Raw genomic sequence first — 20,189 nt, 5'->3', positions numbered from 1 at the left:
TCTAGATCTTGTCATACGCCGCTTGCATCTGATCACAAAATGACTTCATTTCAGTTACTGACTTTTGAAAGCCATCTAGTGTTGCATCAAAACTTGGATATTCCTTTGCAAATTCCTGATCAAATTGTTTCTTATATTTTTTATTATTATTAAACATCTTCACAATTTCCTGTTGATTCACACATGTCCAATGTGCATCCGATACACTTTCCTCATCAGATTCAGCTTTACTTTCTTCTGTCAATTTTGTAATCAAAAATATAAAAGTTTCTTTAAAATCCTGATATGTTTTATGCTCAGAAATAACTGCATTTTCCATCTCAGGTATGGGTGTTGCATTGCTAGAGATGCATGTAACAACAATTAAAACAGCCAATAAACATTTTGCGATATTCATTTATATTCCTAAATTTTAAATAACAGAAGCTAGATTATCTTCTGCTCAATGAGCATTAACAGATTAAAATCCATACAATTTTTAAAAATATTATTAAAACTCTTAATCTTTCATGAGAAAACCTCTTCAAAATAATGAATCTTGCAGGAGTTTTCTCATCTATTGTTAACTCTTATCAGCAGGGAAAGCCTCAGGTGGCGGTGCATATTTAGAAGATTTATTTTCCTTATCTGCATTATTTGAATCAGGTGATTGGACTTGATAAATCACTGTTCCAATAATGCCTGTATTCTGAACTGAACCATTATCTGAATTCGCTGCATAAGCATCTTCAGGCTTACTAAATGTAAAGGAAGCAACAGCAGAGTCACTCTTACGGAAACCCTCTATTTTAATCTCACTATGTGGATGTAATACATAACCTGCATTATTTCGTGAAGCCGCACTGCCATTTAAGACATCAATACCGTCAACACTTGCCACTACTTCATAGGTATTATCAGTATGATTTTCATATTTTAATTGATAGCTTTGACCATCATTACCCGAAAGAAAATAATTTTGACCATCACGAAACAAAGCAAATGTTTGACCTGCATCATCAACAATAGAGAAACTAATTTTCCCCGCAAGCAATGCAATACTATTTACTGTTTTACCTTCATATTGTTTATTGGCATAACGAACTTGTGATTCAGCAATTGGCTGGTCTGATAACCGAGCTAAATTTACTTCAGAGACATGTGATGTAATCTCATCTCCCCATTTTGTTCCTAGTTTTTCATCTACACTCACTTGAGTATTTTGATCAGTTGATTCCGAAGTAATATCGCTTTGTTTCTTACTACACGCTGCTAAAAATAAGCATAATATAAAAGATATTAAAAAATAGAGTTTCTTCATTCTAAACCTGATCCTAAATTCGATTTTTTATCGTTGTAAAAAATTTATTCATTTATACTAATGAGTATAAATGAATAAAAAACTATTTCAAATTTATACGCTTTTTTCTACAGCAGAGTTATTTTATATAATTGTAATTTCTACTGTATATAGAAAATAAATTCAGATTATTTTAAATAATCCCTTACACCAAACAAAGCTGTTCCTACACGAACCATAGTTGAACCAGCAGCAATTGCAGCTTCTAAATCACTCGACATTCCCATACTTAAAGTATCCCAATCTTCTGGGTGGGCATGTTGGTCTTTCACAGCATCAAACAAGGCTTTAGCATCTGCAAATGCAGCAGTATTGTCAGGTGCTGGAATGACCATTAAACCGCGTAACTTGATTTTTGGTAATTGACTGATTTGAGCAACCAGCTCGGCAACTTCATCTGGTGCACAACCATCTTTACTGTCTTGCCCATCAATATTGACTTGCAAACAAATATTAAGTGCAGATTGATCATCGCCACGTTGGTTAGATAATCGCTCGGCAATAATTAAACGATCTACACCATGTACCCAATCAAATTTCTCGGCCAAATGCTTCGTCTTGTTGCGTTGAACATGACCAATAAAATGCCATTCAATGTCTAAGTCGTGTAAAGCTTCGATTTTTTCCAAAGCTTCTTGCAAATAGTTTTCGCCAAATGCTCTTTGCCCTGCTGCATACATTTCACGCAAACTTTCACTTGGATGTGTTTTCGATACGGCTAAAAGTTGCACAGTTTCAGGCGCACGCTGAGCATGTCCACAAGCACTTTGGATTTGCTGTAATACGTGCTGACGCGCATCTTGCAGGTAATTCATTGACAAGGTTCTCATTTTCAAAAAACTTTTTTGCTTTTCACCTAAAGCGAGGTGTTGGTAAGCCTCGGTGAAAGCCGTATATTATTCTACAAAATAATGACATATTTTGATTTACTTGGGGAAATTATGGATATTACAGAGCTACTCGCCTTCTCTGTGAAAAATGGCGCGTCCGATTTACACCTATCTGCTGGCATGCCACCAATGATTCGCGTTGATGGTGAAGTCCGTCGCATTAACTTACCTGCTCTAGATCATAAAGATGTTCATCGTTTGGTCTACGACATCATGAATGATAAACAGCGTCGTGACTACGAAGAAAAACTCGAAACCGACTTTTCTTTTGAAGTGCCCAACGTTGCTCGTTTCCGTGTAAACGCATTTAACCAAAACCGTGGTGCGGGTGCAGTGTTTCGTACCATTCCGTCCAAAGTACTCACCATGGAAGATTTAGGCTTAGGACAAATCTTTAAAGACATTTGTGACTATCCTCGCGGGATTGTACTGGTGACAGGTCCAACAGGTTCGGGTAAATCAACGACGCTTGCAGCGATGATGGACTACATCAACGAAAATCGTTATGACCACATTCTAACGGTTGAAGACCCTATCGAATTTGTACACCAATCTAAGAAATGTTTGATTAACCAACGTGAAGTGCATCGTGATACACATGGCTTTAATGAGGCGCTACGTTCAGCACTGCGTGAAGACCCAGATATTATTTTGGTCGGTGAGATGCGTGACCTTGAGACTATTCGTTTAGCGCTTACCGCTGCCGAAACAGGTCATTTGGTGTTTGGCACGCTGCATACCACTTCTGCTGCGAAAACCATTGACCGTGTAATTGACGTATTCCCAGCAGAAGAAAAAGACATGGTTCGTGCCATGCTGTCTGAATCTTTACAGGCTGTTATTTCACAAACCCTGCTTAAAAAGAATGGCGGTGGCCGTGTCGCAGCCCATGAAATCATGATTGGTATTCCTGCAATTCGTAACTTAATTCGTGAAAACAAAGTCGCGCAAATGTATTCAGCTATTCAGACTGGCGCAAATCATGGCATGACCACCCTCGACCAAAGCTTAAAAAATTTGGTGTCTCGCGGTGTGATCAGCCCTCAAACAGCTCGTACTGCTGCCAAACAGCCTGAATCATTCCTATAAAAATAACTAGAGAATAAATATGGATTTTAATGACCTACTCAACCTAATGGTTGAAAAAAAATCATCCGACCTCTTTATTACAGATGGCGTTGCACCATCGATGAAGATTAACGGGCAAATTGTTCCCATTTCAAAAAATAGTCTTTCAGGCGAAATTATTGGACAACTATTACATTCCATCATGAGTGAAAAACAACGCAAAGAATTTGCTGAGACTCGTGAATGTAACTTTGCCATTATGAACCGTGATAAAACTGCCCGCTTTCGTGTCAGTGCTTTTCAGCAACGCGACATGCCAGGCATGGTATTACGTCGAATTGAAACTAAAATTCCTTCAATTGATGACTTGCAATTACCACCTGTGCTTAAAGATTTATCGATGACCAAACGCGGCATCATTATTTTTGTAGGGGCAACAGGTACAGGTAAATCGACATCTTTGGCTTCAATGATTAGTTATCGGAACCATAACTCTAAAGGTCATATCATTACCATTGAAGACCCGATTGAGTTTATTCATGAACACGGTGGCTGCATCATTACTCAACGTGAAGTCGGAATTGATACAGACTCATTTGAAATTGCCTTAAAGAATACTTTGCGACAAGCACCCGATGTAATCTTGATTGGTGAGATTCGCTCTCGTGAAGTTATGGACTACGCGATTGGCTTCGCCGAAACAGGTCACCTTGTATTAGCCACAATGCATGCGAACAACGCCAACCAAGCACTTGACCGTATTATTCACTTCTTTGAAAGTGACCGTCATAGCCAGCTCTACATGGATTTATCACTTAACTTAAAGGCCATGATTGCACAGCAACTTATTCCAACGCCTGATGGTAATTCGCGCCGTGCAGCGATTGAGATTCTCATTAACTCCCCATTAATTTCAGACTATATTCGTAAAGGTGAAATTCATGAAATTAAAGATTTAATGAAACGCTCACGTGAACTCGGTATGCAAACTTTTGACCAAGCACTGTTTGATCTTTATAAGTCAGGCCAAATTACCTACAAAGATGCATTAAAACATGCCGACTCACCAAACGATTTACGTTTAACAATTAAGCTTGCCGAAGAAGGTCCTGAGCAAATTGCAGGCACAAATCAGCATTTAACCTTCGACCGACAGTAATTTCTTCATAAAAAAAGGAAGGTTAAACGTAACCTTCCTTTTTTATTTGTTTTCTTTGTGTGAAAACGATTATTTCTTGCGCAGCACTTCCTGACATTCAGGTTCGTTACAGTAACCGTAGAGATTTAATGAGTGACCCGTTAAGGTAAACCCATGTTGCTCTGCTACAGCATGCTGTTCTTTCTCGATAATATCATTAGTAAATTCAATAACTTTGTTGCAATTATGGCAAACCAAATGATCGTGGTGATCTTCTTGCATAATTTCAAAAACAGAATGATTGTTTTCAAAATGGTGGCGCTGAATGATACCCGCAGCTTCAAATTGTGTTAACACACGGTAAACTGTCGCAAGGCCGACATCTTCCCCTTGTTCTAACAAAGTCTTGTAAATATCTTCAGCGCTAAGATGATGTTGTTTTGAATTTTCTAATAATTCCAAAATCTTAATTCGTGGAAGGGTAACTTTAAGTCCAGCTTTGCGCAAATCTTGATTGGAAATAGGCATGAAAAAAGGTCTCTCAACAAATCTCAAGTTGGAATAGGCAATAGAATTTAGATGAAGTATGATCTATCCTTTGATCAAATGCATCATAATTTATTGGGATAGTGTAGCAAAATGCAAAAACTCGTGCTGACGTTATTAGTCACTTCACTCCTTGCTGGTTGTTCAATCTTTGGTGTGTATAAGGTTGATATTCCTCAAGGGACTCCATTGACCAAAGCTCAAGCCTCTCAAGTACAAGTCGGCATGAATTTCCAGCAAGTGCGTTTTTTGCTTGGTAGTCCAACAGTGACTGATCCTCTAAATCCTCTACGTTGGGACTACATTTACAACTATATCCCGGGAACTTATGCTAAAAAAGCTAAAATCCCCGCAGCACATGGTCAGCATTTAAAAATTTACTTTGATGGAACTGGTACTGTAACTAAAATTGAAGGTTTAGAAACTATTCCAGAATCGCAACCAGGTTTACCTGCTTCTAAAGAAGCGATTTTAACTGCACCACCACTATAATCGTTTTTTCTAATAAAAATAAACCCCTCAAGTGAAATACTTTGAGGGGTTTTGTTTATGGGACTTATTGCTTAAAGCGATTACTTTTAATATATCGCCCCACAGGGTTTTTCTCAGCGCGTTTACGACGTATATCTTTGGGATTGATCGTTAAAGGTCGATAAACCTCAACTCGATCACCAGCTTGCAAAATCGCATGTGCTTCAACTTTTGCACCAAAGATGCCAAGTTGTAATGGCTCAGGCAAACTGACCTGTGTCTGCAAACCACTCGTCTCAACTGCTTGTAATGCAGTCATACCAGCTTCAAATGGAATAGCAACTAAAAACTGTTGCTCTGGAGCTGCATAAGCAACCCACACTTGCTGAGCTTTTTCCATCAGATCATTTGTCCAATTACCGCAATCATGGCAATCACAATTGAAAGCGGCAATACAATACGTACCGCAATGCGCCATAAGTTATAAAACAACTCATTGCTAAAATTCATAGATTTACGCAAATGGCTAATTTTCATAATCCAGCCAGCAAAAATGGCATAGATCAAGCAAATGAGTAATCCCCAAAGCATCAAAATCAGCGTAAAGATGTTATGAAGCTCAGGCACAGCCCAAACAGCAATCGCTACAACAATAATCACCCACTGTAAAATAGGCATAAGCTGACGCTGAGCAAGCTGCTCTCTAGCCAATTGGACAAATAACGCTGTTGTCATTACTGCGGTAAAGATCCAAGTAAAAACAGGAAGCTGTGCTTGTAAAGAAAAGAATCCGAAGGCAATCACAGCAATTAACTGAGCTAACCAGATTGGAAGAACAGTTTTCGTTGCTCCTTCTTGTGGCTGAACAGCACCTACACTATTTTGCCAGTAAAGCCCTAAGCCTAACCCACTCGCAACAAGTGCAAGTACAGTTGCATTACCCCACTCTTTAAACTCAACATTGGTCCAATGCCAAGGCTGTAAAGTCGTTCCCATCGTGTTAGCTAAAACAAGAGAAGCAATTACACCAACCGTCATCAGTAAAATTAAAATCTGACGTGGAATAAGGGATAAAATGAGGGCCACAACAGCAAAGCCAGCAAAAACAAGTTGCCCTGAAACACTATTATTAAGCTGTGTAGTCAGTAAATTGCCAGCAGTACTTAATACATTACCTGCTAAAAATGGAATAAAAATAACCGCAAGCCAGCCAACCAAACGCCATTTTGGGGAACTATCTGCTTCACGAGTTAAATTTGATAAAGCATTTAAGGCTGTAGTCTTCGACCGTTTTGCTAACGCAATTTCCAAATAACAAACTGGTAGTGCCAATAACAACATTGTGCCTAACCACAATAACCAGAAATCGAGTTGACGATCAATCTGGATGCCCATCGTGGGTGCCAATGTCGCCATAATGATGAAAGATAAGCAAAACGCCATCAGGGGCGATAACCATCGTGACATAGGTATGTCCTGCATTATGCATTCCTTGAAAAAGACTAGAGATATTTTGCCCGTGTCATGCTTGAAAATCAAAGTTTGCTCAATAAAAAAAGCAAACTACCGAAACGATAGTTTGCCGCGCTAACTGAAATTATGATTTATTTTTATTTCAGGTTATGAGAAAAACCGAGCAAACCAGTTTTTCCCTTTCTTTTTTTCTTTTTCTCTAATAATTCCCATCATATTTTCTTTTACTGCTCCTACATAATCGGCATCATCATGTTGAATATGGTTAATTAACCATTTAGCCAGAATTTCTTGTAATTCTGCTTCAATGGTGTGACCCATTTCAAAACGCTCACGATATAGCTCGATTTTTTTAATAAATAAATCATGTACACGTTTATGAGGTACACGATATTTATAATCAGCTTCCTCTTGCAAACTTTCTTCAAAAGTAAAATGTGATTGCGTATAATCGATAATATTGTCTAGAACATCTTTAATACGACGTCTATCCTCTTCATCTTTTACATCATCAATTTCATTAATATAATCAAGTATTCGTTTATGTTGCTCATCAATAACATCAATACCCGTATTATATTCTGAAGCCCATTTCATTTTCATACATCTCCCCAATGATGATTAATGATCGTTGCATAAACTGCATGATATATTTAAAGAATATAAATAAAAACAAACCTAATTTGTCGGCTTTAGCATATAAAAATTATAATTAACCCAAGTTATTGTTTTTTAAAAATTTAATTAAAATTAACCAACTAAAATAATAAAGTATTTTTTAAACAAACTATTTAATTATTAAATGATAAAAATATATAAATATCCTTATTCATATATTTTAAATGTATTTTATATTAATACTGATCTGCACGCGTAATACGTTTAACTTCAGGATTTTCCTGCTCGCGCTTTAATCTTTCTACAAAGGTAATAGCCTTTTTAATTGGTTGACCATGTTGAAATAAAATCATTTCACCAGGTTGGTACGCTGTCCAATTTTCATTATGTGTTAAAGGTTCAGTTGTTATTACTGCCACACGGTCTTCTGGAGTGGTTACCTGGCTAAAATCGACTTCGACATCTAAGTCAATTAAATGAGCATGATTAAATGGATATTCACGAACGAGCCAATGTAATTTAGTAATGGCATAACTAAATAATGCTTTGCCATTAGATAGGCAATAATTAAATGTGCCGTATTCCGCAATTTGTGGAGAAATCTTTTCTAATACTTCAAATATCTGTTCAAGACTTGGTTCTTCATAACCAAATACTTCAACGAGTTGATCGAGCAAATAACAAAAAGCACGCTCACTATCGGTATTACCTACTGGTGTGAAACGTCCACTTAACGGCGGATTAAAGTCATGTAAATCACCATTATGGGCAAAGATCCAGTGTCGCCCCCACAACTCTCGAATAAACGGATGAGAGTTTTCTAAAGTGATTTTACCTTGAGTAGCTTTGCGGATATGTGCGATCACATTACGTGATTTAATAGGATAATTACGAATGAGATCGGCAATTGGAGACTCAACTGCCGATTGGTTATCAACGAATAAACGGCACGCCTTATCTTCGAAAAATGCAATGCCAAATCCATCACTATGATCTGAGGTAATTCCTGCCCGTTGTGAAAAACCACGGAAGGAAAAAGTAATATCCGTTGGTGTTGCACAATTCATTCCTAATAGCTGGCACATATCGCTTTTAAACTACTTCTAATTACCCCATCTGCTCTATTGTGCATGAGAGTAAAATGGCTTGCAAATCTCAATATGTGCTGGCTATTACAAAATAGGAAATATGATTAACGCTGCACCATTTTATTCATTACAAATGACGTCGCGACTTTATTCACTTCAAGAAATACAAAATAATCTAAACAGTTAAATTCTTCATCAAAAAATGCCTGTTTCGATAGTTTTGACTGCATGCTCAAATACATTTGGAATAGCTTTGGCATACGTTCATCTTGTGGGAAGCTAAACTCAGGATATTCAGGTTCATAGACTTTTTTCGAACGGATATCAATTGTTTTACTTGCTGGTAACTGCTGAATCTGGCGATGCGTGTAGTACGCTCTAGCCAAATTATCTTGTAAATGAATGCTGACACAGCCCATTAAATATTTAGCACGCATTGACCATAGCACTTTCGGTGCAAGGTTTAACCACAGCATAGATAACGCTTTACCATTACGAAAGCGAGGATGTACACAAGTACGGCCTATTTCTAACACATTTGGAAGATGCGATAGCTGAGGAACAATATCAAACTCATGTGCGCTATAACTCTGTGCTATTTCGTGGCCTTGAAATAGTTTTAGACGCGTATACGCTACAATTTCTCCAGTCCACTTTTCACGTAAGACTGCGTGCTCGCAACCAAAATCATAAATATCTTGGTCTAAGTTATCTTCAAACTTGATTCCGAATTGTTGGCTAAATTGTTGTGCACGAAACCGTTGTACATCTTGTAATTCTTTTAAATTATCAACCCACTCAAAACGAAATTGCGTCTGATTTATTGCTTTATGACGATTTAAAGGTAAAGTCCAGGTTTGGCGATATTGATTAAATTTTTCCAGCATAATGAACGCTCCTAGTGACACCCCTACACTAGTCAAAGCTCATGACAAAAAAATGACCAAATCAAAATGGTATAAAAAAAGACCACCTAGGGTGATCTTTTTATTGAGAATAATGGATTTCTTAAGCTGTTTTAGTTCGGTTAGAAATCAGCGTTCCAACACCATGATCAGTGAAGATCTCAAGTAATGTGGCATGTGGCACTCGACCGTCAACAATATGCGCACTCACAACCCCGCCTTTAACAGCATCAAGCGCACAGCCTACCTTAGGAATCATACCGCCATAGATCACACCTGTTTCAATGAGGCGATCAACTTCTTGTGTCGTAAGGCCAGTTAACAGATTTTTATTTTCATCAAGCACACCGCTAATATTGGTGAGCAAAATTAATTTCTCAGCGCCTAAAGCTTCTGCAACCTTACCTGCAACTAAATCAGCGTTAATATTATAAGTATTGCCTTCTTCATCTACACCTAGCGGTGCAATCACTGGAATAAAGTCACTTTGGGTGAACATTTCCAATACATCTGTTTTAACGCCAGTCACTTCACCAACCATACCCAAGTCGATATGTTTGATAGAACCATCTTCTTCTTGCTTTTCCATGAGCAATTTGCGGGCACGAAGTAAATTACCGTCTTTACCTGTTAAACCAATCGCACGTCCACCGTGTTTATTAATCAGGTTAACGATTGATTTATTTACACTGCCGCCCAACACCATTTCAACCACTTCCATGGTTGCAGCATCAGTTACGCGCATACCGTCAATGCGGTCAGATTCACGGCCTAACTGCTTTAAGAATGAGTCCACTTGTGGCCCACCACCGTGAACAACAATCGGATTTAATCCTACAGTTTTAAGTAAAACGATGTCTCGGGCAAATGAACTTTCAAGCTCCGGATCAGTCATTGCGTTGCCACCGTATTTCACCACCAGCGTTTTACCAGTAAAGCGTTGAATATACGGCAAAGCTTCAATCAAGATTTTTGCTTTGTCGATACCGATATGCTGATGTTGTGGCATTACGCCTCTCCTTACTTAGGCCTCTGAAAGTTCTTGTGCAATTTGCGGATAGTGTTCTTGCAACATATCTACAAATTTTTGCTGGATTTCCTTTAATCGTAAAGGATTATCCGCATCAAATCGTACTGTAAAGTATTCACCAGTATTTGATGCTCGAATAATGCCAAAACCATCATCAAAATCAAGACGTACGCCATCAATTTTACTAATACGTGCCCCTAAGCGATGACTTAAAATCTCAATATCTTGTAATACATACTTTGGATCAGACTGATACGTACCAATATAGGTATCTTCTGTACAACATCTTTCTGGATATGGAGCAAATAATTCAGAAATTGTAGCGGCATCAGATTGGGTAAAATACTCCATTACTCGTAATGCAGCATATAAACCATCGTCGTAGCCAAAACCACGGCCATCATTAAACACATAATGACCTGCATATTCTCCACCAAAAATGGCACGTCCATTCGACTGAGATAAATAAGCTCGTAGGAAGCTACTTCCCGTGCGGATCATTTTTGCTTTTCCGCCAAGTTTCTCGACAGTTTCTTGAACCATACGCGAACATTTCACATCAAAAACAATTTCTTGCTCTGGGTGCTGCTCAAGGCACATTTGGGCAAAAAGCGATAATAAGCGGTCTGCGGTCAATATCTGTGCTTTTTCATCAACTAAAACAACGCGGTCTCCATCACCATCCAAAGCAATACCAATATCAGCCTGCTGCTCAACCACTGCTTTACGCAAATTCGTTAAATGAGCTGCATGCGAAGGGTCTGGTGCATGATCTGGAAACTCCCCATTCGGATGAGTTCGTAAAGCAATCACTTCACAGCCCATTTTTTCCAAGATTAATTTTGAGCAGTGTCCAGCTGAACCATGCAAACCATCTAAAACAACTTTTAAAGGACGTTTTAACTGAATATCTTTAAAAATGGCTTGTTGGTATTGCTGGCAAAATTCAGCTTTAAATTGCGGTAAGGTTAACTCAAGTACAGAAATTGAATGGCTTGGTACATAAGTTTGGGCTTCTTCACCCACCTGTTGAATCATTTCCGGAGACGGCGGTTCGCCTTTTAAAATCCACTTAATACCATTATCAGATTTTGGGTTATGACTTGCTGTCACCATAATGCCATTGCCACCAAAATCTCGTGCAATGTAGTACATCATTGGTGATGAACAGCAACCAATATTGGTCACTTTTAAACCTTGTTCTATTAAAATTTCTTCAATTAAGTGTGCATAGGCTGGGCTTGTGAGACGGGCATCATAGCCAATCACTAATTGAGTTTGCTTTGCTTGTTTGTATTGTTGTGCCAATCCGTAGGCAATTGAACGGACAACGTCCGTGGTTAAGTAAGAAAGTTTGCCTCTAATATCGTAAGCACGAAAAATACTTTTTGGAAATGAGTGTCTTACATTCATAGCGTATCTTCTATTTAAAGATCAATTCGATCTATCGCAAAAACATAGATTATTCAAAATTTTTGAAAGGTTTGTTTGCTAAAAAAGTTAAAAGAATATGAGTAAAGCGTGTTGTAATATAATCCATTGTAACATTCAAGATATAAAAAGAAACGCCTGTTCAACAGGCGTTTGATTTTCGTTAATATTTTAGAAAAACTTACTGTTTACCTGTATGACCAAAGCCACCAGCGCCACGTAAAGTTTCTTCAAATTCTTCTACTTGCTCAAATTCAGCTTGTACGACTGGCACTAAAACGTACTGTGCCAAGCGCTCACCTGGTTCTAAACGGAATGTAGTTTGACCACGGTTCCAAACTGAAACCATCAATTCACCTTGATAATCCGAATCAATCAAACCAACTAAGTTGCCAAGCACGATACCGTGTTTATGACCTAAACCTGAACGCGGTAAAATTAAACCAGCAAAATTTACATCATGAATATAAATTGCCATACCTGTTTTAACTAAAACAGTTTGTCCTGGTTCAATATCAATTGCTTCATCTAAACAGGCACGTAAATCTAAACCCGCTGAACCTGCTGTTGCATATGAAGGTAAAGGCCATTCTTTACCTAAACGCGGATCGAGCAATTTCACTTGAACTTTCATGGGATTTCCTAAAAATTAAAAAAATTAACGCTTTAATAAAGCTTTTAAATTTGCCAGATATTGTTGAGCCTGTTCTTTAGGGTCAACATTAGCCGCAATTTTCTTTTTACGCCCTAACCACTCAAGCTCATCTTGCGGAAGCTCATCAAGGAAACGGCTAGGCGTCATTTGTTTCATCTGTCCACCATTTTTACGCTGTTCCGCTAGAGTTAAAGTTAAACCTTGGCGTGCACGTGTAATTCCCACGTACATGAGACGGCGCTCTTCCTCAATGGTTTCTGCTGCAATCGAGTTCTTGTGAGGCAATAGTTCTTCTTCAAGTCCCATAATGTACACATATGGGAATTCCAGACCTTTTGCTGCATGCAAAGTAAGAAGGTTAACTTTGTCTGTATCTTCTTCTTCCTGCTGCTGTTCTAACAGATCGAGCAAAACTAGTTTTCGGATGACACTTTCAATATTCTTTTCATCAACATCTTCAGCACGATTAATCAAATTTTGAATGCTGGTAAATAAGTTCTCGATGTTATCGAGCTTACTTTTCTCTTGTGCAGGTGTTGCTGACTGTTCTCGAACATAATCCATATAACCCGCTTCATTCATCATTTGACGAACTTTAGGCACTGGCTCATCATCTTCCAACAATTCACGAGTAAATGTCGCGATAAAATCGGCAAATTCATGAAGCTGTGTTTCCGCCTTTTTAGGCAGCACCATACTTAAACGCTGGTCAGCAGAAGCACCGAGTAAAGACAAATTGTTTTCTTGTGAAAATAAACCTAACTTCTCTAGAGTAACTGGGCCAATCGCACGTTTAGGTGTATTAATAATACGTAAGAAAGCACTGTCATCTTCTGGGTTAATAATAAGACGCAAATAACTCATTACATCTTTAATTTCTGCACGCGCGAAGAACGATGTACCACCAGAGAGTTTATACGGAATTTGCATTTGGCGAAGCTGGGTTTCTAATACACGTGCCTGAAAGTTCCCGCGATACAAAACGGCATAATCTTTCCAGTTCTTACCGTTCATTAGCTTATGAGTCAGTAAGTCTTTTACCACGCGCTCTGCTTCATCGTCATCATTACGACATGTAATGATTCGGATGACTTCCCCATGCCCTTTATCACTCCACAATTTCTTGTCAAAAATATGTGGGTTGTTTTGAATCACACAGTTCGCAGCTTTTAAAATACGGCTGGTCGAACGGTAATTTTGTTCAAGCTTAATAATATGTAAATTTGGGAAATCCTGCTTAAGCAATGCCATATTTTCAGGTTTAGCACCACGCCATGCGTAAATCGACTGGTCATCATCACCTACCGCGGTAAACTGCCCCATTACCCCAACTAAAAGTTTGACCAAAATATACTGAGCCGTATTGGTATCTTGATACTCATCAACCAATAAATAGCGAACGCGGTTTTGCCATTTGTCACGTACTTCTGCATTTTCTTGCAATAAGCGTGTTGGCATAACAATCAAGTCATCAAAATCGACAGCATTGTAGGCACGTAAATTACGTTCATAAAGTTGATAAAGATGAGCAAACTGGACATCTTCTGGTGTTTCACAAGTCGAATGCGCTTGTTCAGGCAAAATCAGATCGTTTTTCCAATCTGAAATTTTCTTCATTGCCTTGGCAATTAATTCTTTACTCTCTGCACCCGATAAATTATCGCGATGCATCAAATCCATCAAAATACGCTTACAGTCGTCTGCATCCAAAATCGAAAAATTAGCTTTTAAAGGTAAATTTTTAAGTTCTAAACGTAAAAGATTTAAACCAAAAGTATGGAAGGTAGAAACAGATAAACCTTTTGCTTCTTCACGTGACAAAAGCTTAGTCACACGTTCTTTCATTTCACGTGCAGCTTTGTTTGTGAAGGTCATCGCGGTTATACGATGCGCAGGAATACGGCAATGTTGCACCAAATAGGCAATTTTACGCGTAATTACCGATGTTTTACCTGAACCAGCGCCAGCAAGCACCAATAAAGGGCCCTGAGTATATTTCATGGCTTCTTCTTGCTTGTTGTTCAATTGACTGGCAGATGACATCGTGTATTACCTCTTAATTTTTCGAGCATGATTATAGTCATCTCTTTTTTAGAATCCCAATAGTAAATCTACGGATATGTATAAATGATGTCTAATAATGCAATTTATGCGCCGCAGAATGTCGTGATTATTTCTTGTACTGCACCCATAAAAAAACCACCCGAAGGTGGTTTTTGAAACAATAAACTAAATCTTATTGTTTAGCATAAATACTGATTTCTACACGGCGGTTTTGTTCACGGCCAGATGCAGTTGAGTTATCTGCGATCGGGTTAGATGAACCATAACCTTGCGCGTCGATACGGCTAGCAGATACGCCTTGGCTAGCTAAATAACTACGTACTGATTGAGCGCGTGCTTGTGATAATGGAATGTTGATAGAGTCATTACCAGTGTTATCAGTATAACCAGTTACAAGAATTGCACTCTTGTTATCTTCAGCCAAAGTTTGAGCCACTTTGTTCAAAGTTGCGTAGAAGTTTGGCTTGATGTTTGATTTGTTTGTATCAAAAGTAATGCTACCAGGCATGATCAATTGAACAGAACCATCTGGGTTACGGCCAACGTCTACACCAGTGCCCGCCATTTGTTGACGAAGTTTTTTCTCTTTCTGGTCAAGATATACACCACCAGCAGCACCAAGAACTGCACCAATTGCCGCAGCACGGTTGTTTTGACGGCTAGAGTTTGCATTTGATTTAGAAATACCATAACCAGCTGCTGCACCAATTAAAGTACCTAATGCGGCTTTATCGTATTCAACGCCACCAAGATTATTACCAGTTGTTTGACAACCAGAAAGAACTACTGCTGCCCCTACCACTGTTGAAATAACTAATGCACGCATTGCATGCCTCCTCACTTTGTGTGTTTTGTTGTCTGAATGAATAATGAAACAAAAAGGAAGTATAAAACATTGATATTTTGTTAATAATAAACAGTTTAGTTATGTTTTTGTAATATTTTGATGCACTTTAAGATGCTAACTCATCACAATTTCTTCATTGTTGTCTAAGATAACGTTGTATTTCATATTATGACAGTTATAGTTGAACAACTTTTCTATGGATTTGAGACATTCGGGGTCTTTTATATGTCAACTGCACCCAATAAACAATCTGCGCTAAAAAAAATTACACGTGGACTCACTGTAGGTACAGTCATTACAGGAAGTACTTTTTTTCATGGTCCTCCTGTTCTTGCATTAGGTCTGACCAAGCTTTTAAAGAAATCATCAAAAATAGATGAAACTAATATTCAAATTACAAATAGCTGGTTAGGGGTAAATAATTGGCTAATTGACCATGTTCTTCCTAATCTAAAATGGAACATTACCATTGATGAAGGACTTGATCTGAATATGCAAGGTCGTTATCTAATGACTTGTAATCATCAAAGCTGGGTAGACACGACTGTAAATCAATATTTTGGTTTAACACGTATGCCACTCACCCGTTTCTTTACTAAATGGGAACTCATCTTTATTCCTTTTGTTGGTCAAGCATTTAAGATTTTAGGCTTCCCAATGATGAAACGTCACACCAAAGAACAGATCGCGAAGAATCCTGAACTTAAAGACCGTGACATGATGGAAGCGCGTAAAGCCTGTGAGCAGCTTTTAAGTCAGCCCTTCACATTATTAAATTATCTGGAAGGGACTCGTTTTACTCAAGAAAAACATGATCAGCAAAAATCACCTTATAAGCATTTGCTAAAACCCAAAGCAGGTGGCTTAGCACTTGCATTAAATATCTTGGGTGACAAAATCGATGCCCTAGTTGATATGACTATCGTCTATCCTGATGGTGTACCGGGATATAGTGATTTCTGGCTCGGAGATGTTTCAAAAATTGCGGTTAACTTACGTAAAATTGAAATTCCAGAGTGGGTGCTTGGCGGCAATTATGAAGATGATGCGGCTTATCGTGAACGTTTTCAGCAATGGGTTCATGACATTTGGACTGAAAAAGATCAACTTATTGAACAAATGAAGTCTCAATATACCACTGTAAATATTTAAGAAAGCGCCCGTTATTATGCAAAACAGTTCTGGGAAAAAAACGAAATATCATCAGGTAGACCCAAACAGCCTTTCATTTAAGCTGTTTTTGGTCTACGACATCTTTATGGTGTTTATTATCATTTTTAACTTGTTCTGTCTTGCGACTAATTTCTTTCTAATGAGCAGTATTGGGGCATGGTTCTTTGAACATATTCACTTGCCCCAAGTACTCAGCTTTTATCGTACTTCACTACATCCGTGGGTGATTACATCAGAAGCTTGGTTTATTGGTTTTTTAATTGTTGAGTTGCTTGTGCGCTGGGCTATTGCGATTATCAACAAGCACCATAAGCGTTGGTTCTTTTTCCCGTTTATTCACTGGTATGAAATTTTAGCTATTATTCCTCAACTCCGTTTTTTACGTTTATTCCGCGCAGGGATTATTGCTTACCGTTTACATGAGTTAGGCTATCCAGTTGTTCCGGAAAGCTGGCGGAAAACTGGGTTGTTTTACTATCGCGTCGTAATGGAAGAGTTATCTGACCGCGTTGTAATTACCGTGATTGATGGCATTAGATATGAACTTGAAACCAGTTCTAGTCATAAACAGATTATTCACGACTTGGTTAATCATCATCGTGAGCAATTTACTGTCGCTCTAACCGCATTATTACAAGAGTCTTTAGCCACCGCTTTAAAAGAACAAAAGCCTGCTATTACAAAAGGTGTGGGCAAAATTGTAGATCAAGCCATTATTGATACGCCTGAGCTAACTCAATTATTACGCTTAATTCCTTTAGTCGGGGGCCGCATTGAACAGCAAATTCAAAGCATTGGTCAAAGATTAGGTGAAAATATTAGTGCAGGTTTAATTGAACCTTTAATTGAGGGATCTCAAGATACTCCAAATCCCACTTATCAATTAATTTCTCAAAGAGTAAGTGAAATAAATATTAATAATCGTCAGCTTGAGCAATTGGTTGAATCTGTCGTGTTTGAGACACTGGAGTCTGTACGCAAACAAGTTAAGGTCAAACAATGGCAACAAACCCTTGCGGAGTATGATCGAATCAAAGAATAAGCATTTATTTAATTTTTTATGAATCACGCTAGAGAATTGGCACGAATTGTTCTAGCATTTGCCCTATTTACAATAAACTTAACGATATTACAGCTCGTTTAACGCCTTGAAGGAAGACTTATGGCTGATATACGGATTACCGGCAGAATGGTTAACTTTAGCAGGATAACCTTCGATACCAATGATCATGATGTGATCCGCCAGCAATTATCAAATATTTTAAATGAAGGTTCCTATCAAGGAACTTTAGTGATTATTGACAGTACAGTTGAGCAAGAGTTAATTGCTTTAATTCAACTTCTGGTGAGCTTAGGTTTACAACCAATGGCGGTAATCGACGGTATTTTAGGAGATGAAGCTCGCGCTATTCAATTCCCTGTTTTACCGGCAGATCAACCATTACAGCGCATTAAAGCAACAGCTGAACAAGTGGCGATTGTGGAAAAACCTACTACGGCCCCTGCCTCGTCTTCATCAGAAACAAAAAAACCACTAAACAAGATAGCGGTCGCTCATATTACCTCTTATCATGATGAAATTTTGCGTACAGGCCAATCCCTTGTACAAGATAACGGCGATATTATTTTAAAGGCTGGCATGAATAGTGGTTCCGAGGTAATCGCTTCAGGAAATATACATATTTATGGCACAGTTCGTGGTAGAGTCATTGCTGGTGCGGGCGGGCACGCAGCTGCACGCATTTTTTGCCAATCTTTAGAGGCTGAGCTCGTTTCCATTGCCGGAACGTATTGTGTCGCAGATGATATCCCTAAACATGTGGTAAAAAAACCAGTACATATTTATTTAAATGAAAAGCAAGAGCTTGAATTTGAAGCTCTAGAACTTTAATTTATTAAGCAAATCACCAAAAAACAGCCCTTTTAAGGGTGTATGACCATAATAGGAGTGGATTCGGTGGCCAAAATTGTTGTCGTAACATCAGGCAAAGGTGGTGTAGGTAAAACTACAACGAGCGCATCTTTTGCAACAGGTTTAGCCCTTCGTGGTCATAAAACTGTTGTGATTGATTTTGATGTAGGCTTACGTAACCTTGATTTAATTATGGGTTGTGAGCGTCGTGTTGTTTATGATTTTGTTAATGTTATTAATAACGAAGCACGTCTGCAGCAAGCCCTTATTCGCGATAAAGATATCGAAAACCTTTATATTTTACCGGCTTCACAAACACGTGATAAAGATGCGTTGAGCGACGAAGGTGTTGCTCGAGTTATTGATGAGTTATCTCAAGAGTTTGATTACATCATTTGTGACTCACCTGCAGGGATCGAGCGTGGCGCGATTTTAGCCATGTATCATGCAGATGAAGCAATCATTGTAACAAACCCTGAAATCTCTTCAGTACGTGACTCTGACCGTATTATTGGTATGTTAGATAGCAAAACCAAGAAAGTTGAACACAACGAAGGGCGTATACGTAAACATTTATGTATTACACGTTTTAACCCGGAACGTGCTGACCGTCAGGAAATGCTGACAATTGATGATATTTCTAAAGATATTTTACGCGTACCGACATTAGGTGTTATTCCAGAATGTCCAAGTGTATTACAAGCATCAAACGAAGGTAAGCCAGTTATTCTGTATTCAGAAACTAAAGCTGGTCAGGGGTATGATGATTTGGTTGCACGCTTCCTTGGCGAAGACCGTCCTTATCGACACATCACAGCTCAACCTAAAGGCTGGTTAGCACGACTATTTGGAGCGTAGATATGGCAGGATTCTGGAGTAAATTATTTAGCAGCGAAGAAAAACCATCAAGTGCTCAAACTGCCAAAGATCGTTTGAAAGTTATTGTTGCTTCTGAACAAGGTTTAGGCCGCCGTTTAAGCCAAGACAAAATTGATCAGATGAAAAAAGAAATCATGCAAGTGGTTAGTCGTTATGTTAGCGGTGTAGGCGAACAGCATATCCAAATGCAAGTTCGCTCTGAAGCTAATATCGAAATGTTAGAAATGAATATCAATTTACCTGAAGAACGATAATTCTATTTCTGACTATTCAATAAATCAGAATCAAGGCAAAATAACGCAAGTTATTTTGCCTTTTTAAAAATGAGGAGATTGTCATGGCATTATCACAGCCAGCAACTTTCAATGAAGAATGGTCCGATGAGCGTGTTTTTGCCTACCTCAACCAACTTCCTCCAAGTGGTGTGAATGCAGATTTTCATGTGCTCTACCATGCATTCAAACATATGCGCCCAACAGACTATGAGCGTCTTTTAAAGCAATTTATTGCGGATGGACGCGATATTAATGCTAAAGACCCTGAAGGCCAACGCATCCATGATGTAATTGCTAAGTTTCCGCGTCAATCGGCACCATTTTTAGAAGTTCTAACAAAGTTTGCTTAAAAATAAAAAGCCTCTTAAAGAGGCTTTTTTCTTATCT

Annotated in this window: 23 protein-coding genes; 9 read left to right on the top strand and 14 right to left on the bottom strand. The window is 38.4% G+C overall.

All coding sequences use genetic code 11. The features are described from left to right. Position 1: 1 nt before the first annotated feature. The 3 genes from RMA94_RS08750 to RMA94_RS08740 all read right to left on the bottom strand — a co-directional run bounded on the left by RMA94_RS08750 (position 2) and on the right by RMA94_RS08740 (position 2,154). Entirely contained in the window at positions 2-397 is a 396-nt protein-coding gene (locus tag RMA94_RS08750; protein ID WP_130173861.1) for a hypothetical protein, read from the bottom strand. Positions 398-562: 165 nt separating this feature from the next. Next, positions 563-1,300: a hypothetical protein gene (locus RMA94_RS08745; RefSeq protein ID WP_130173863.1), complete on the bottom strand. Its 738-nt coding sequence runs from the start codon at positions 1,298-1,300 to the stop codon at positions 563-565. A gap of 167 nt (positions 1,301-1,467) precedes the next feature. Beyond that, positions 1,468-2,154 carry a YggS family pyridoxal phosphate-dependent enzyme gene (locus tag RMA94_RS08740; protein WP_130173865.1) on the bottom strand — a complete coding sequence of 229 codons (687 nt, stop codon included), beginning with the start codon at positions 2,152-2,154 and terminating at the stop codon, positions 1,468-1,470. A gap of 126 nt (positions 2,155-2,280) precedes the next feature. Between RMA94_RS08740 and RMA94_RS08735 the strand changes: the two genes are divergently transcribed. Together RMA94_RS08735 and RMA94_RS08730 are read left to right on the top strand one after the other, a co-directional pair. Continuing rightward, positions 2,281-3,318, top strand: a complete 1,038-nt coding sequence (locus RMA94_RS08735) for a type IV pilus twitching motility protein PilT (RefSeq protein ID WP_002121749.1) — start codon at positions 2,281-2,283, stop codon at positions 3,316-3,318. 19 nt (positions 3,319-3,337) lie between these two features. Further along, positions 3,338-4,456 (top strand): PilT/PilU family type 4a pilus ATPase, encoded by a 1,119-nt coding sequence (locus RMA94_RS08730; protein ID WP_130173867.1) that lies wholly within the window; start codon positions 3,338-3,340, stop codon positions 4,454-4,456. A 69-nt stretch (positions 4,457-4,525) separates the two neighbouring features. On the opposite strand, the gene fur is transcribed toward RMA94_RS08730, so the two are convergent. Beyond that, a complete protein-coding gene (fur, locus tag RMA94_RS08725; protein ID WP_016141990.1) occupies positions 4,526-4,963 on the bottom strand; it encodes a ferric iron uptake transcriptional regulator in 438 nt (145 codons plus the stop codon). A 111-nt stretch (positions 4,964-5,074) separates the two neighbouring features. Here fur and RMA94_RS08720 point away from each other — a divergent pair, with 111 nt between their 5' ends. After that, positions 5,075-5,473 (top strand): outer membrane protein assembly factor BamE, encoded by a 399-nt coding sequence (locus RMA94_RS08720; protein ID WP_002121740.1) that lies wholly within the window; start codon positions 5,075-5,077, stop codon positions 5,471-5,473. A 64-nt stretch (positions 5,474-5,537) separates the two neighbouring features. On the opposite strand, the gene RMA94_RS08715 is transcribed toward RMA94_RS08720, so the two are convergent. The 10 genes from RMA94_RS08715 to RMA94_RS08670 all read right to left on the bottom strand — a co-directional run bounded on the left by RMA94_RS08715 (position 5,538) and on the right by RMA94_RS08670 (position 15,542). Then, positions 5,538-5,852, bottom strand: coding sequence for an RnfH family protein (locus RMA94_RS08715; RefSeq protein ID WP_130173869.1), 315 nt, complete (start codon positions 5,850-5,852; stop codon positions 5,538-5,540). After that, the gene (locus RMA94_RS08710; RefSeq protein WP_311082565.1) at positions 5,852-6,919 is read right to left on the bottom strand and encodes a hypothetical protein; all 1,068 of its coding nucleotides are present in this window, start codon (positions 6,917-6,919) and stop codon (positions 5,852-5,854) included. The genes RMA94_RS08715 and RMA94_RS08710 overlap by 1 nt, the downstream gene beginning before the upstream one ends. A gap of 153 nt (positions 6,920-7,072) precedes the next feature. Then, a complete protein-coding gene (locus RMA94_RS08705; protein WP_002121698.1) occupies positions 7,073-7,528 on the bottom strand; it encodes a bacteriohemerythrin in 456 nt (151 codons plus the stop codon). A gap of 251 nt (positions 7,529-7,779) precedes the next feature. Beyond that, positions 7,780-8,628 (bottom strand): class II glutamine amidotransferase, encoded by an 849-nt coding sequence (locus RMA94_RS08700; protein WP_063098241.1) that lies wholly within the window; start codon positions 8,626-8,628, stop codon positions 7,780-7,782. A gap of 107 nt (positions 8,629-8,735) precedes the next feature. Continuing rightward, entirely contained in the window at positions 8,736-9,518 is a 783-nt protein-coding gene (locus tag RMA94_RS08695; protein WP_032037403.1) for a GNAT family N-acetyltransferase, read from the bottom strand. Between the two features lie 121 nt (positions 9,519-9,639). Then, positions 9,640-10,545 carry an acetylglutamate kinase gene (argB, locus tag RMA94_RS08690; protein ID WP_311082563.1) on the bottom strand — a complete coding sequence of 302 codons (906 nt, stop codon included), beginning with the start codon at positions 10,543-10,545 and terminating at the stop codon, positions 9,640-9,642. Positions 10,546-10,560: 15 nt separating this feature from the next. Further along, the gene (locus tag RMA94_RS08685) at positions 10,561-11,979 is read right to left on the bottom strand and encodes a phosphomannomutase/phosphoglucomutase (RefSeq protein WP_311082561.1); all 1,419 of its coding nucleotides are present in this window, start codon (positions 11,977-11,979) and stop codon (positions 10,561-10,563) included. A 199-nt stretch (positions 11,980-12,178) separates the two neighbouring features. Beyond that, positions 12,179-12,631: a dUTP diphosphatase gene (dut, locus tag RMA94_RS08680; protein ID WP_002121799.1), complete on the bottom strand. Its 453-nt coding sequence runs from the start codon at positions 12,629-12,631 to the stop codon at positions 12,179-12,181. A gap of 24 nt (positions 12,632-12,655) precedes the next feature. After that, a complete protein-coding gene (locus RMA94_RS08675; RefSeq protein ID WP_005070868.1) occupies positions 12,656-14,695 on the bottom strand; it encodes a UvrD-helicase domain-containing protein in 2,040 nt (679 codons plus the stop codon). 193 nt (positions 14,696-14,888) lie between these two features. Further along, positions 14,889-15,542 (bottom strand): OmpA family lipoprotein, encoded by a 654-nt coding sequence (locus RMA94_RS08670; protein WP_005070886.1) that lies wholly within the window; start codon positions 15,540-15,542, stop codon positions 14,889-14,891. A gap of 246 nt (positions 15,543-15,788) precedes the next feature. On the opposite strand from RMA94_RS08670, the gene RMA94_RS08665 reads away from it, so the two are divergent. The 6 genes from RMA94_RS08665 to RMA94_RS08640 all read left to right on the top strand — a co-directional run bounded on the left by RMA94_RS08665 (position 15,789) and on the right by RMA94_RS08640 (position 20,152). Next, the gene (locus RMA94_RS08665) at positions 15,789-16,715 is read left to right on the top strand and encodes an acyltransferase (protein ID WP_311082559.1); all 927 of its coding nucleotides are present in this window, start codon (positions 15,789-15,791) and stop codon (positions 16,713-16,715) included. Positions 16,716-16,731: 16 nt separating this feature from the next. Beyond that, a complete protein-coding gene (locus tag RMA94_RS08660) occupies positions 16,732-17,778 on the top strand; it encodes a preprotein translocase subunit SecA (protein WP_311082557.1) in 1,047 nt (348 codons plus the stop codon). A 120-nt stretch (positions 17,779-17,898) separates the two neighbouring features. Continuing rightward, positions 17,899-18,627, top strand: a complete 729-nt coding sequence (gene minC / locus RMA94_RS08655) for a septum site-determining protein MinC (RefSeq protein WP_199978025.1) — start codon at positions 17,899-17,901, stop codon at positions 18,625-18,627. A 66-nt stretch (positions 18,628-18,693) separates the two neighbouring features. After that, positions 18,694-19,506 (top strand): septum site-determining protein MinD, encoded by an 813-nt coding sequence (gene minD / locus RMA94_RS08650; protein ID WP_002121719.1) that lies wholly within the window; start codon positions 18,694-18,696, stop codon positions 19,504-19,506. 2 nt (positions 19,507-19,508) lie between these two features. Then, positions 19,509-19,781: a cell division topological specificity factor MinE gene (minE, locus tag RMA94_RS08645; protein ID WP_000896934.1), complete on the top strand. Its 273-nt coding sequence runs from the start codon at positions 19,509-19,511 to the stop codon at positions 19,779-19,781. Between the two features lie 83 nt (positions 19,782-19,864). Next, the gene (locus RMA94_RS08640; protein WP_069035917.1) at positions 19,865-20,152 is read left to right on the top strand and encodes a PA4642 family protein; all 288 of its coding nucleotides are present in this window, start codon (positions 19,865-19,867) and stop codon (positions 20,150-20,152) included. Positions 20,153-20,189 lie beyond the last annotated feature (37 nt).

The sequence above is a fragment of the Acinetobacter sp. V115_6 genome, assembly GCF_031799025.1.
GTDB classification, from domain to species: domain Bacteria; phylum Pseudomonadota; class Gammaproteobacteria; order Pseudomonadales; family Moraxellaceae; genus Acinetobacter; species Acinetobacter pittii.
The sequence above is the reverse complement of the archived record's forward strand: the minus strand, read 5'-3'. Positions and strand labels throughout refer to the sequence as shown.